Raw genomic sequence first — 14,703 nt, 5'->3', positions numbered from 1 at the left:
CCCTCAAAACAACGGATTATATCAGTTTGCTATTAATACCAATAATGGATCACCAGACTGGTATGTAGATTTTAAAAACACAATGACTTTCCAACTTCATAACACAAATCCAGAAGTAACCTTAAATAATACAGGATTTGCTGGGTTAGATGGCTCCTACTGGGTAACAATGGATGGGGCAAACTTTGTATTGGTATCCAAAAACAAAGATTTTACTATATACTTTAGTAACTCATCTTCAGAGCCTAATTGCGATAGATCCTCAGGTTTAGAAGATATTGAAGGAAAAATGTTAGTATATCCTAATCCAGTAAATGGAGATGTTATAAATGTTGTAGGATTATCTGCGAAAACTAAAGTATTACAGATTTTAGATCTTCAAGGAAGAGTAATTCGAGAATTAAATTCAAATAACGTATCAGAAACTTTGAATGTCTCAGAATTACCAAAAGGACCTTATTTGCTAATTAGTAGAAGTAAGAATTCTAAACAGTCGATTCTATTTATTAAATAAACCGCAAAACATACCCACCAAACAAATCACAAATACATAGGTTGATTTCATGAGATTATCAACCTATGTATACTATCATACTATTATCCTATATGAACAGGTAGAGTAAAAAAGAGTTTGCAGTTTATTTATTTGTTAATCAATAAAATACCTTAAAACCAAATACCTGATTCTGCAGAATCACCTCATAGTTTATTAACCTCAAAATATATTACACAATCATGAAAAAGCACTTTAAAAGTACAAGTGGAATTAGCATGTTCCTTGTATTCAACCTATTATTTTTATCTGGCTGTTTTTATGGCTTTGCACGAGATAAAATTAGTAACGAATTAAAAAATAAGATTAAAACGAATGCATTTAATAACGCACCTTCAGTTGCTATTACGGGTTTAAATAATTCATATAATGTTGGAGCTGATATCAGTATAACTATTAATGCAAATGATTCTGATGGCAGCATTACAAAACATCAAGTATTTGTGAATGGAACTTTAGTAGATACTGATGGAGCTAATTACACTCCTCATCAAATTACTAATGTACAAGCAGGAAGTTATACGGTAAAAGTAGTAGTGACTGATAATGATGGAGCTACAGATGAAGATACGGATAGTTTTACAGTATCCGGTTCTTCAGGAGGAGGAGATACTTGTGACACCTATGAAGAAGAAGATGGATTAGTAGTAATCGAAACGGAAAATCTATCGACTTCTGGAAACTGGAGTGAGAGAAGTACTATTTCAGGATTTACAGGAGGAGGATATTTAGAATGGACCGGTCCTGATCACTTTAATGATCCTGGTAATGGAGTAATTAACACAAAAATTAAAATCAACTCTCCCGGTAGATATAAGTTTCAATGGAGATCGAAAGTTGGTGAAGGTAATAGTCCAACGGAGGCTAATGATACTTGGTTGAAGTTCCCTGATGCTAGTGATTTTTATGCACAAAAAGGAAATGAAATAGTATATCCGAAAGGGTCAGGAAAGACTCCAAATCCAGAAGGTTCTGGAGGAGAAGGATACTTTAAAGTATATTCTACAGGAACTACCAACTGGACTTGGACAACCAAAGTAAGTGATAATGATCCCCACGATGTGTTTGTAGAATTTGATGCTCCTGGTATCTATACCATGTTAATTTCTGGTCGTTCTAAGCACCATATTATCGATAGAGTAACATTGAATAAATCAAGTGTCAATGCTACAAATACATCGTTACAAGAAACTACTTGTGATGGTAATGATGGCGGTGGTAATGATGGTGATGGTAGTGTTGTAATTAGTGGAGAACGCAAAAAATGGCATAAGGTAACCCTAACTTTTGATGGGCCTAATACTTCGGAAACTGCTGGTGACAATCCATTTTTAAATTATAGACTAAATGTTACATTCACACATCAAAGTGGTTCTCCATCCTATGTAGTCCCTGGCTATTATGCCGCTGATGGGAATGCTGCACAAACTTCAGCCAATAGTGGTAACAAATGGAGAGTACATTTTGCACCAGATAAAACGGGTCAGTGGAATTATAGTGTCTCTTTTAGAAAAGGAAATAATGTTGCTGTAAATGATGGAGCAACAGCAGGAACTGTTGCTGGTTTTATGAATGGAAAAACAGGATCTTTTTCAATTGCTGCATCTGATAAAACTGGAAGAGATTTTAGAAGAAAGGGTCGCTTGCAATATGTAGGAGAACATTATCTAAAATTTGCTGAAACAGGAGAGTATATGATAAAGCAAGGACCTGATTCTCCTGAAAACTTATTTGCTTATGATGATTTTGATAATACACCTAATGAAGGTAATCGCCGCAAAGATTATCAACCACATATAAGCGATTGGGATAATGGTGATCCAACTTGGAAAAATGGAAAAGGAAAAGGATTAATCGGAGCTGTAAATTATATCGCTAGTGAAGGCCTAAATTCTATGTCGTTTTTGACAATGAATATCAATGGAGATGATAAAAATGTGTATCCATATATAGCTAGTAACCAACGAACCCGTATGGATGTGTCCAAACTTGCACAATGGGCTATTGTAATTGAACATATGCAAGAAAACGGAATTTTTGCACATTTTAAAACACAAGAAACTGAAAACGAAACCCTTCTTGATAACGGAAATACCGGTAATCAACGTAAATTATATTATCGTGAACTTATTGCAAGATTTGGATATAATTTGGCACTCAACTGGAATTTAGGAGAAGAGAATGGTGGCGGACCGCAATCTGTGGATCAATCACCAGCACAGGAAAGAGCGATGGCAGAATATTTTTATAAAAACGATCCCTATCGTCATCATGTGGTGATACATAAACACCCAAATGATTTTCCGGACTATTTAACTGGAAATCAATCCAGACTAACTGGTTTTTCTTTACAAACTAACAAATCTGATTTCGCTAATGTTTTCAGTAGAGTAAAAGAAGGAATTGACAAATCCAGAAATTCAGGTAAAAAATGGGCAATCGCCTGTGATGAACCAGGAGATGCACAGCATGCAATAAGACCGGATAACAATGCTGCAAATTCTCACACCGATGGACGTAAAAATGCCTTATGGGCAACATTACTAGCAGGAGGATGGGGTAATGAATGGTACTTTGGATATCAAAATGCACATTCTGATCTTACCCTTCAAGATTTTAGAAGCCGAGATAAATGGTGGGATTACGGACGTCATGCTATCCGATTCTTCAATATTGCTGACCTTCCTTTGACCGAAATGCGCAATAACAATGGTTTGTCTTCTAATAACAATGATTATTGCTACGCAAAACAAGGAGAAGCCTATGTGGTTTATCTGAAAAATGGAGGATCTACAAATCTTAATCTGAACGGACAAAATGGTCAATTTACAGTAAAGTGGTACAATCCTCGAAATGGCGGTAATCTTGTTAATGGTTCGGTTACTTCAGTGAGTGGTGGAGGTAATAGATCACTTGGAAATGCTCCTAATAGTACTAGTAGTGATTGGGTAATACTAATTACCAAAAACGGATCTGATCCTGGCGAAAATGAACCTCCATCTGTATCTTTTGCTACTCCATCAGGTAATACTTCCGTACAAGAAGGATATAGCAGTTTTGAAGTTACGGTGAATGCTTCGGATAGCGACGGAACTATAGATAATGTAAAATTGTATGTGGATGGAAATTTAATTCGCCAAGAACTTTTAGCACCTTATACTTGGGGTCAAGGTAATAATACAGATGAGCTTTTAGGACTTTCTGTTGGACAACACACAATTAGAGCAGAAGCCACAGATAATGATGGTGCTACAACCAGTAAAACATTTATGTTAACCGTAAATGGAGTTAGCAATAATCAAGCTCCGCAAGTTGCTTTTACTTCTCCATCTGGCAATATAACGGTAAATGAAGGGTATGATCTTACTGTAGTTGTGGATGCAAATGATACTGATGGAACTATAGCAAATGTAAAATTGTATATCAATGATAATTTGGTTCGTCAGGAAAATATAGTTCCATATGAGTGGGGACATGATGGATCACCTAACCCACAAGAAGTAAATGGATTATCTGCTGGGATACATATATTCAGAGCAGAAGCTACAGATAATGAAGGTGCTATCACAAGTAAGACATTTACTTTAACCGTCAATAATACGGATACTGGTGGTGATGGAGATGGTGGAAATAGTTGCTCCTTTGGAGCACCTATGAGTAATGGTTTAAGTGCTATGGATAAAGTTACGTATTCCAATGTTCATGTATTGGGAGATAATGGTCCTAAGCTAGGCAACTTTAGAAAGTTTACTATTAATTGGGCTCCACAAAACAATGGATTATACCAGTTTGCAATCAATACCAATAATGGGTCACCTGATTGGTATGTAGACTTTAAAGGTACGATGACTTTTCAGTTGCTAAATCCAGAACCAGAGGTAACCCTAAATAATACAGGATTTGATGGATTGGACGGAGCCTATTGGGTAGCCAGGGATGGTGATAATTTCGTGTTGGTTTCCAGAACAGAAGATTTCTCTATTTATTTCAGTAATTCAGCAACCGCTCCTAATTGTAATAGATCAAACCCTGAAACTGGCTTGACACAAATTAAAGCATTCCCAAACCCAGTTTTGGAGTCTTTTTTAACAGTTACTGGTATGACGTCACAACAATTGAAAACACTTCAAATAATAAGTGTAGAAGGTAGAGTTGTAAAAGAAATTACTACTAAAAATGAGACGGAAACTATAGACGTCTCTGAATTACCATCTGGTTCATATTTCGTATCGATTAAATCTATACGATTCAAAGAATCACTGCTATTTGTCAAAAAATAGAATACTTAATTAACACTGGGATGTTTTGTTCAGCAGAACTTCCTAGTGTTAATTACTACATACTAAAACAACAACAACTAATCGCAATGAAAAATTTTAAAACAATTTTATCAAACTGTTTTGTATGCCTATTCCTTTTTGGATGTTCAGTGGCATCTGCACAGACTTCAAATCTTCTAGGATTTGATTCATCAGGAAGACTGACTTATAAAGAAGATAATAAAGGGAATCGTATTCCTGATTTTAGCTATGTTGGATATCAACATGGTGAAAAACCAATCCCCAATGTGCCTGTTGTTAAAACAATATCACCTAGAAGTGGTGATAATTGGAGGCATATTCAAGATGCAATTGAAGATGTTGAATCCAGAAGTCTCTCTAATGGTTTTAGAGGTGTATTATTACTAAAAGAAGGAACCTATAGAGTTAGTAAAGAACTAAAAATCCGAAAAAGTGGAGTTGTTATAAGAGGAGAAGGAGATAGAACCAGATTAATAGCAACTACTAGAAACAAAGGAGCAGATTTTATTATTTTTCAAGGTTCTGGAAGTGCAAATAGTATTTCTAGCACAAGGAAAAAGATTACTTCAGGATACGTTCCTATAGGAACACAAACTGTTAAGGTTCAATCGGGGCATAGCTTTAGTAAAGGTGATAGGATTTTCTTAGAAAGAAAACCCAATCAAGATTGGATTCGACTATTAAAAATGCATAATCTAAGCAGTACGGGTAGTGGAGATACCAATTGGACACCTAGTGCTTATACGATACGATATAAGAGAGTTGTAACCAAAGTAAGTGGTAATACAATCACTTTTGACGCTCCAGTTGTTGATGTTATTGATCCCAATCATGCTGAAGGGTTTTTAATGAAATATTCATGGAACGGAAGAATAGAGAATGTTGGTATCGAAAGAATGCGATTAGAATCCGTTTTTGATGACAACGACGATGAAGATCATGCCTGGGATGCTGTAACTTTTAAGAATACAGAAAATGGCTGGGCAAGAAATATCAACTCGTATTACTTTGGGTATTCTTGTGTAAATGTAGATAATTCCAGTAGTAAAATATCTGTATTGGATAGTAAGATGATTGACCCAAAATCCAAGACTTCTGGAGGTAGAAAATATTCATTTAATTGTAATGGTCAACAAGTTTTATTTAAGAACTGTTTTTCTAGAGGTGGACGTCATGATTATGTTACTGGAGCCAGAGTTGCAGGACCAAATGCTTTTGTAGATTGTGTTTCAGAAAATCAAAAGAGTACAACAGGACCCCATCATCGATGGGCTACAGGTATTTTATTTGATCGAGTAAAAGGAACCAAAGCTTTTGCCGCAGAGAACAGAAGGAATTCAGGATCTGGTCATGGGTGGGCAGGTGCTCAGACCATGTTTTGGAATTGTGAAACAACAAGCAGATTTGTGATGCATGACCCACCAGGAGATCATAGAAATTGGGCAATAGGATGCAAAGGTAGTATTACGAACAATGGATCTTTCGCTACAGAACCTTTATCATACGTAGAATCTAGAGGAACTCACCTTAATCCTAGAAGTTTATACCAAAAACAATTAGAAGATCGATTAGGAAATTCTGGACCGAATCAAAAACCAAACATTTCTTTTGCTACTCCATCAGGAGATATTAGTTTACCAGAAGGGTATAATGAATTTGAAGTAACAGTAAATGCGTCTGACTCTGATGGGTCTATTAGTAATGTGAAACTATATGTGGATGGTAATTTTATTCGTCAAGAAGTAAATGCTCCATATACCTGGGGGCAAGGAAACCTTACGGATGAACTTTTGGGGTTATCAGTAGGTGAACATACGGTTAAAGCTGAAGCTACAGATAATAATGGAGCCAAATCCAGTAAGTCTATAAAAGTAACAGTAACCGGAATATCGAGTAATCAAAAGCCAATGATATCATTTACCTCACCTACTGGTAATCTTACAGTGGATGAAGGTTATGATCTTACTGTAGTTGCTAACGCTTCAGATCCTGATGGTACCATAGCGAATGTAAAATTATATATCAATGATAATTTGGTACGTCAGGAGAATAAAGTTCCATATGAATGGGGACATGATACTTCTCCAAACCCACAAGAAGTAAATGGATTAGGAGCTGGTTCTTATACATTCAAAGCTGTAGCTACCGATAATGATGGAGCTACTAAGCAAGCGACATTTACCTTAACAGTTCGTGGAACAGATACCGGTGGAGGTGATACATGTTCTTTTGGAGCACCAATGGGTAATGGTTTAAGTGCTATGGATAAGGTTACGTATTCTAATGTTCACGTATTGGGAGATAATGGTCCTAAGCTTGGAAACTTCAGGAAATTTACCATTAATTGGGTTCCTGAGAATAATGGATTATATCAATTTGCAATCAACACTAATAATGGATCACCAGATTGGTACGTAGATTTTAAAGATTCCATGAGTTTTCAGTTACAGAATGCTAATCCAGAAGTTACATTAAATAACACAGGATTTGATGGATTAGACGGTTCGTATTGGGTAACTAGAGATGGTGCTAATTTTGTATTGGTTTCTAAGTCTGGGAATTATACAATTTACTTTAGTAATTCTAATACCGCTCCGAATTGTAATAGATCTAATCCAAGCACGGATACTGCACAAATTAAAGCCTTTCCAAACCCCATTTTAGATTCTTTTTTAACGGTTTCGGGAATGTCAAAAGAATTGAAAACTCTTCAGATAATCAGTTTGGAAGGAAAAATTGTAAAAGAAATTACTACAGATAAAGAAACGGAGATAATAGATGTTTCAGAATTGCCATCTGGATCTTATTTTCTTTCTGTTAAAGCCATACGATTCAAGGAATCACTTTTATTTATTAAAAAGTAGAACATTACTAATATGAATGGAAAAAAATTGCTATGAAAATTATATAACAAGCTTAAATAAAAGACTTTAAAACACAACTAATCATGAAAAGAATTAAAATAAGACCCAATCAAAAATTATTTTGGTTGCAAAAACATCTTGTCGAGTTTCAGAAAGATTTGATTTTTAATAATATAAAGAAAAAACCTTCTCATGATACGTCAATCGGTATATTTAGCATATTTGTTTGGGTTATTTTGTTTATAAATATGCCAATGCTTCATGCGCAAGTAAGATGTTCGGCTACTTCCAGTTCAGGAAGTGGGTATTCTGTAATTAAGAACGCTGGTTTTGGTATTGAACATCCAGATGACTGCGTAGCAGAAAGATTCAAACCTCATATTACCCAAAGGTTTGATAATGAGTTAGACAAAAATGTATTTGTTTTTTACAGTTATATTGATGAAGATAGCGATAGATGTATAAAATTCGATCGAGTACGTACCGAAATAAAAGGAGGTCCTGGTGGTAGTTCAAATACTTTAAGACATACCAAAAATTCCACGAGTTACTATCGATGGAAGTTTCGTTTGGCAGATAATTTCAAAGGAAGTTCTGGTTTTTGCCATATTTTTCAACTTAAAGCAAAGGGTGGAAATGATGATGGTTTTCCAGTTTTAACCATTACACCACGATCCAGCACATTACAGTTTATTCATAATGGAGGTGATACAGGAACGGATTTAGGAAAAGTAGAAGAAGTGCCATTATCAGGTTTTAAAGGAGAATGGATAGAAGGATATATTAAACTGAAACATAGTGAAAATGGTTCAGTTACTATTACTTTGAAGAAAGTTTCGAACGGACAAACACTTCTTTCTTATTCCAAATCTAATATAGATTTATGGAGGAGTGGAGCAGATTACAACCGACCTAAATGGGGGATTTATAGAAAAAAAGTAAATGGACTAAAAGATGAACAGGTTAGATTTGCGGATTGGTGTATTTCAGAATCTTCTGTGAATCAGTGTCCTTCTTCAATTGGCAATGGAGGATCCAATCAAAAACCAAATATTTCTTTTGCTTCACCATCAGGAGATATTAGTTTGCCTGAAGGGTATGATGAATTCGAAGTTACTGTAAATGCATCTGATTCTGATGGATCTATTAGAAATGTAAAGTTGTACGTCGATGGAGATTTTATTCGTCAGGAAGTAAATGCACCTTATACTTGGGGACAAGGAAATTTCACCGATGAGCTTTTAGGGTTGTCTGTAGGACAGCATACAATCAAGGCAGAAGCTACCGATAATGACGGTGCAAGATCGAGTAAGTCTATAAGGGTAACGGTAACAGGCACCTCAAATAATCAAAAACCAAATATCTCATTTGCATTACCATCAGATAATATTACGGTTGATGAAGGATATGATCTTACTGCAGTTGTGAATGCATCAGATCCAGATGGTACCATAGCCAATGTAAAATTATATATTGACAATAATTTGGTACGTCAGGAGAATAAAGTTCCATACGAATGGGGACATGATACATCTCCAAATCCACAAGAATTAAATGGATTAGGAACAGGTTCTTATACATTTAAGGCGGTAGCTACTGATGATGATGGAGCTACCAACCAAGCAACATTTACATTAACGGTAAGAGGAACAGATACTGGAGGTGGAGATACATGTTCTTTTGGAGCACCTATGAATAGTGGCTTAAGCGCTATGGATAAAGTCACCTATTCCAATGTTCACGTATTGGGAGATAATGGTCCTAAACTTGGTAATTTTAGGAAATTCACCATTAATTGGGAGCCTCAAAGTAACGGTTTATATCAGTTTGCAATCAATACGAATAATGGATCGCCAGATTGGTATGTAGATTTTAAAGATTCCATGAGTTTTCAATTACAAGATTCAAACCCAGAAGTTACTTTAAGCAATACTGGTTTTGATGGATTAGATGGTTCTTATTGGGTAGCTAGAGATGGGAGTAATTTTGTATTGGTTTCTAAATCTGGAGATTATACTATTTATTTCAATAATTCAACATCTACTCCAAACTGCAATAGATCGAATCCAGCAATGGATGTTTCACAGATTAAGGCTTTTCCTAATCCTTTATTGGATTCTTTTTTAACAGTTTCAGGAATGTCAGAAGATTTAAAAACTCTTCAGATAATCAGTTTGGAAGGAAAAATAGTAAAAGAAATTACAACAGATAAAGAAACGGAGATAATAGATGTTTCAGAATTACCATCTGGTTCATATTTCGTATCGGTTAAATCAATACGATTTAAAGAATCAATATTATTTGTAAAAAAATAAAAAAGTAGAATTTATCAGGATGTTTTGGACTATTATAAACATCCTGGTTTATTATTTATGTTATTCATTGATCTAAAACAATTGAATATATAATATTCATCTTAATTTTAATAGATGAAGGATATAGTTTTTATACTAATTATCTATAAAAGTCATTGAAAAAAAATAATCAAAATACTGGTAATCAAATATCTGGATATTTGTCACCCCTATTCTGTACACGTCTAAACAACTATTTTTACTAATTTTACATCGGTTGCAAAGTGATTGAAGTTCCAGACCTTCAATTTATATTCAATAGATGATATTTCGAATAGTTTACTCGTTTGAAGTATTTTGATTTACCTCCCTTAGTCTTTTAATATCTAAAAGAAGATGTTGCGTTTTGCATTTGGATATAATGAATTCATTTAGAATTCTTGATCCGAAAAAACAATAGATAATTGATATTAAAATAACTACAAAGTCCCAAAAAATGAAGACCTATACGAATTCGTTACTCTTACGAATATTTACACTATTATTAGTTACTTTTTCTTCACTCACAGATGCTGTTCAGGCACAAGAACATAATACCAAAATGAACAGTATTAGTTGTAATACTGTAGATTGTATTCTAGAAGCAATGACAAATGCAGCGCCAGGAGATGAAATTATCATTGAATCTGGAACTTATATTGCTCCTGATAAATTTAATAACCAAGGAAAAGCCTCCAGATTTGCTTCTTCTAACAATGGTACCTCATCAAACCCAATTATATTAAGAGGACAAAATCCTACTAATCCTCCTGTTCTTAAAGGTCCAGATGGAATTTATGATGGATATGCACTTCATATATTAGGGGATTACTGGCAAATCAAAGACATCATTTTTGAAGAAGGTTCTAAAGGAATCGTCTTTGATAATGCTAATTATGGTATTATTGAAAATGTTACCGTTAGAGAATTGGGAGAAGAGGGAATTCACTTGAGAGATGGCTCTAGTTATAATCTTGTCAAAAACTGTAAAGTATATAATGTTGGGATTAAAAAACCAGGTATTGGAGAAGGATTATATGTAGGCTCGGATAAAAATCAACATGCTGGACCTGGTGATGAAAATAACAATAGTAAATATAATCCTGATTGTAATAACAATACGATAGAAGGATGTATCATTGGTCCAAATGTTACTGCAGAAGGTGCTGATATCAAGGAAGGAACAAAAAATACAATCATACGAGATTGCGTGTTCTCTGCCGAAGGAATCTCAGGAGAGAATAGTGCAGATGCATTTATAGATCTTAAAGGAGCTTATGGTTTTGTGTATAATAACACTTTCAATCTAGATGGATCTACGATAATCAATGCAGGAGTAGATTTTTTAGATCGAGGTACTAACTATAATACTGGGTTTAGAAATGCAATATTTAATAATACTTTCAATCTAGAAAGTAGAGGAGATGAAATACCAACAGCTAGAAAAAAGCAAGGAGATCCTTCAGAAATACATGTCTGGGATAATATTAGAAATCCAAATACTCCAGATTTTCCTATTAGCGATGGTAGTTTAAACCATATTACTCAGTCTTGTCCCAGCTGGAATATAGAATCATGTGATGGAACTCAGAATCAAGCACCAATTGTTTCATTTATGAATCCAGTTTCGAATGTAACCGTATTAGTAGGTTATGAAGCGCTAACTGTTGAGGTCAGTGCAACAGATCCGGATGGTAGTATTTCAGATGTAAAATTATACATAAACAATACATTAGTAAGACAAATAAATGAACCTCCTTACCAATGGGGAACAGGCGATTATATAGATGAATTATTGGGACTTCCATTAGGAACCCATACGATTAAGGCAGAAGCAGTAGATAATGAAGGAAAGATTAGTGATGTGGCGTTTACGTTAACTGTGCAAAATGAGAATACTGGAGGAGATGGAGATTGCTCATTCGGAGCTCCCATGTCTGAAGGATTACCAACCTTTGATAGTGCTTCGTTTGATAATGCTCATGTCTTAGGTCAAGGACCAAATGTAAGTAATATTAGTCGTTTAAGAATCTCTTGGAATTTGGAAGAAAATAAATTGGACAGATTTGATATGAATACATCAGATGGAGTACCCGAATTTTATATGAATCTTAAAGATGTTATCGATTATGAATTTAATACTCCTCAACCTGAACTTACCTTAAGTAACTCTAATTTGCTAGGATGGGATGGTTCTTATTGGGTTACTAAAGATGGTGATAATTTCGTCATGGTTTCTAAAAATAATGGATTTACCATTTATTTTAATAATTCAACGGAAAGCCCTGAGTGTGAATCAACATTGTCAAACCCAGATTTTTCGGAAAGAGAATTACATGTGAAGATTTACCCTAACCCAGTACATCGAAAACACTTACATATATCAACTATTTCCAGAGAAGAAAAAACAGTTGAAGTAGTAGATCTACTAGGAAAAACAATAATATCCCAAAAACTAGATCCTAATAATCAAAAAATAGATGTTTCTAACTTACATCAAGGAACCTATATTCTTTTAATCAAATCAAGTAGGCATAAGGAATCTGTATTCTTTGTGAAAAACTAGATAGTTGTTTTTAGAAGTAACCAATCTAAAAACATAAATAAAAGTTCTGTAAACAAGTAAATACAAGAAACTTAAAACCAACTAAAAACTTATTATGAAAACTAAAGACCTACACAAAATTTGGAAGTATTCCGTCTTTATACTTTTTCTGTTTGCAATCAATAGCATAAAGGCACAGGTTTTATGGTATGGAGATCCAGATAAAAGTGTTAATTCTAGTTTTAGAAGATTTGACTCAGGTAATGCAGGTGATGATTGTAATAATCAATCTAATAATAATTCCTTTGCATCAACAGTAAATGATTCAGAATATGGAAAGGTTTGGAGAATACGTAAACCCATAGGTCAAAAGAGAGGTGAATTCGCAAGAACTACGGGTACAATAAATAACTATGAACCTGAAGAAGGAGATTTGGTTTATTACGGATGGCGATGGAAAATAGAGTCTACTCCTGACATTACTAGTGGCATTGCTGTTTGGCAATGGAAAACGGATGCTGGAGGACAAAACAATACACAAAATTATCCGCTAAATATGGGATATGGAAATGGTAGGTTGAGCTTTAGCGCTTGGGGACCATGTTATCCAAATTGGAATTCCTGTAGTGGATCGATTAGTAAACGTAAAACTACACTGTGGAGTAAGTCAATTCCGGAGAATACTTGGGTAAGTTTTGTAGTCGGAATAAAAATGTCTAGAAATGATGAAATAGGTTATGTAGAATTATGGTATAACGGACAAAAACAAACACTATCAAATGCTGATTTTCAAGATTATCAAGTGGATATTTCTTCGGACGGTAAAAGAGCATATCATAAAACATTTGATGGTAAAGTAGTGTATCCAAAATGGGGATCCTATAATTCAAATGCTTGTAATTATAATACAACTACTTATTATGATGAAATGCGAATTGCAACTACTTTAGAATCAGCAATGCCGTCAGGATCGGATTCTGGTGAGAATCAATTACCAGTTATTTCATTTAATGACCCCACCACTCAAACAGTAACAGTAGATGAAGGTCATAATCTGATGGTAAATGTAGATGCAAGTGATCCAGATGGAAATATAGACAATGTAAAATTGTATATGGATAATGTGGAAATACGAGAAGAAGTGAATTCACCTTACGAATGGGGACATAGAGATGATCTAGATGATGAATTAAAAAACTTGGTAGCAGGTACATATGAAATAAAAGCAGTAGCTACTGATAATAGAGGAGGAACAAGCGAGATTTCTTTCACCTTAGTTGTAGAAGACACTGTATTATCTACACCAGATTTTGCTAGAGAAAAACCAATGACTGTTTATCCTATTCCTGTGGTTGACTTTTTAACTGTAGAAACTCCAAAAGCTGAAATTTCTAATGTTTCTATATATGATTTGCAGGGTAAAGAATTAGTCGAAGCTACAATAGATAGAGAATCAAAGGAAAAATTTTCTTTAGACTTTTCTATGTTTTCTAAAGGAGTTTATTTCTTAAAAGCACAATTTAAAGATGCAGACATCGAGACTATTAAAGTAGTAAAAAAGTAGATTTTAACTTCAATTGATGGACTATCAAAAGAGAATATGGTATTGAGGATTCATGATGTGTTTGGTAAAATTTTAATCACTAAAGAAGTTTCAAAAGAAATTACAAAACTAGACCTTACTCGACTAAATTCTGTTTTGTATATTCTTAATATTAGTAATCGTAAAAATCAAATTAATAGAATATTCATTAAAAAATAAATTGATAAAAATGTTCCATTTTTAGGGATAGTATCATTTGGGAATTCGCTTTAGAAAAAAAGTGTTTAGTCGATATTATCTTAATAAAGGTTCTTAATAAATGCGAACGAATATAGTTCGTCTAGAGTTAAAATATTTCTTCCCTTAGTCTTTAGATATTTATTCGCAATAGCGTGTCAATATTTGATTTGTAACTCCTTTGAAGAAAAGGAACAAAGACCTATGCATCGATTTGTTAGAAATTGATGATTGTAATATAATTTAAACATAAAATGTATAAACCGCTTTTTAAATCAAAATACGTATTAGCTAGGGATATTATGCTCTTGTAACGTAACCTTATTA

Annotated in this window: 7 protein-coding genes; all 7 read left to right on the top strand. The window is 34.2% G+C overall.

Annotated elements, in window-relative coordinates; genetic code table 11:
* A partial coding sequence (locus tag GBO31_RS11990; RefSeq protein ID WP_219008584.1) for a T9SS type A sorting domain-containing protein occupies positions 1 to 514 on the top strand: 514 nt, incomplete at its 5' end.
* Between the two features lie 221 nt (positions 515 to 735).
* Positions 736 to 4,833 (top strand): Ig-like domain-containing protein, encoded by a 4,098-nt coding sequence (locus GBO31_RS11985; RefSeq protein WP_219008583.1) that lies wholly within the window; start codon positions 736 to 738, stop codon positions 4,831 to 4,833.
* An 86-nt stretch (positions 4,834 to 4,919) separates the two neighbouring features.
* Complete coding sequence (locus GBO31_RS11980; RefSeq protein WP_219008582.1) at positions 4,920 to 7,718, top strand: Ig-like domain-containing protein; 2,799 nt, start codon at positions 4,920 to 4,922, stop codon at positions 7,716 to 7,718.
* Between the two features lie 83 nt (positions 7,719 to 7,801).
* A complete protein-coding gene (locus GBO31_RS11975; RefSeq protein WP_219008581.1) occupies positions 7,802 to 10,033 on the top strand; it encodes an Ig-like domain-containing protein in 2,232 nt (743 codons plus the stop codon).
* Between the two features lie 475 nt (positions 10,034 to 10,508).
* On the top strand, positions 10,509 to 12,617 hold the full coding sequence (locus GBO31_RS11970) for a T9SS type A sorting domain-containing protein (RefSeq protein ID WP_219008580.1): 2,109 nt from the start codon (positions 10,509 to 10,511) through the stop codon (positions 12,615 to 12,617).
* Positions 12,618 to 12,711: 94 nt separating this feature from the next.
* Complete coding sequence (locus GBO31_RS11965) at positions 12,712 to 14,160, top strand: T9SS type A sorting domain-containing protein (protein ID WP_219008579.1); 1,449 nt, start codon at positions 12,712 to 12,714, stop codon at positions 14,158 to 14,160.
* The gene (locus tag GBO31_RS27395; RefSeq protein WP_429725743.1) at positions 14,161 to 14,358 is read left to right on the top strand and encodes a T9SS type A sorting domain-containing protein; all 198 of its coding nucleotides are present in this window, start codon (positions 14,161 to 14,163) and stop codon (positions 14,356 to 14,358) included.
* Positions 14,359 to 14,703 lie beyond the last annotated feature (345 nt).

The sequence above is a fragment of the Aquimarina litoralis genome (genome assembly GCF_019295435.1).
In the GTDB taxonomy this organism is placed as follows: Bacteria; Bacteroidota; Bacteroidia; order Flavobacteriales; family Flavobacteriaceae; genus Aquimarina; species Aquimarina litoralis_A.
The sequence above is the reverse complement of the archived record's forward strand: the minus strand, read 5'-3'. Positions and strand labels throughout refer to the sequence as shown.

Coding starts and splice junctions, on each gene's coding strand:
- GBO31_RS11985 (WP_219008583.1), top strand. CDS start 736: ATGAAAAAGCACTTTAAAAGTACAAGTGGAATTAGCATGTTCCTTGTA.
- GBO31_RS11980 (WP_219008582.1), top strand. CDS start 4,920: ATGAAAAATTTTAAAACAATTTTATCAAACTGTTTTGTATGCCTATTC.
- GBO31_RS11975 (WP_219008581.1), top strand. CDS start 7,802: ATGAAAAGAATTAAAATAAGACCCAATCAAAAATTATTTTGGTTGCAA.
- GBO31_RS11970 (WP_219008580.1), top strand. CDS start 10,509: ATGAAGACCTATACGAATTCGTTACTCTTACGAATATTTACACTATTA.
- GBO31_RS11965 (WP_219008579.1), top strand. CDS start 12,712: ATGAAAACTAAAGACCTACACAAAATTTGGAAGTATTCCGTCTTTATA.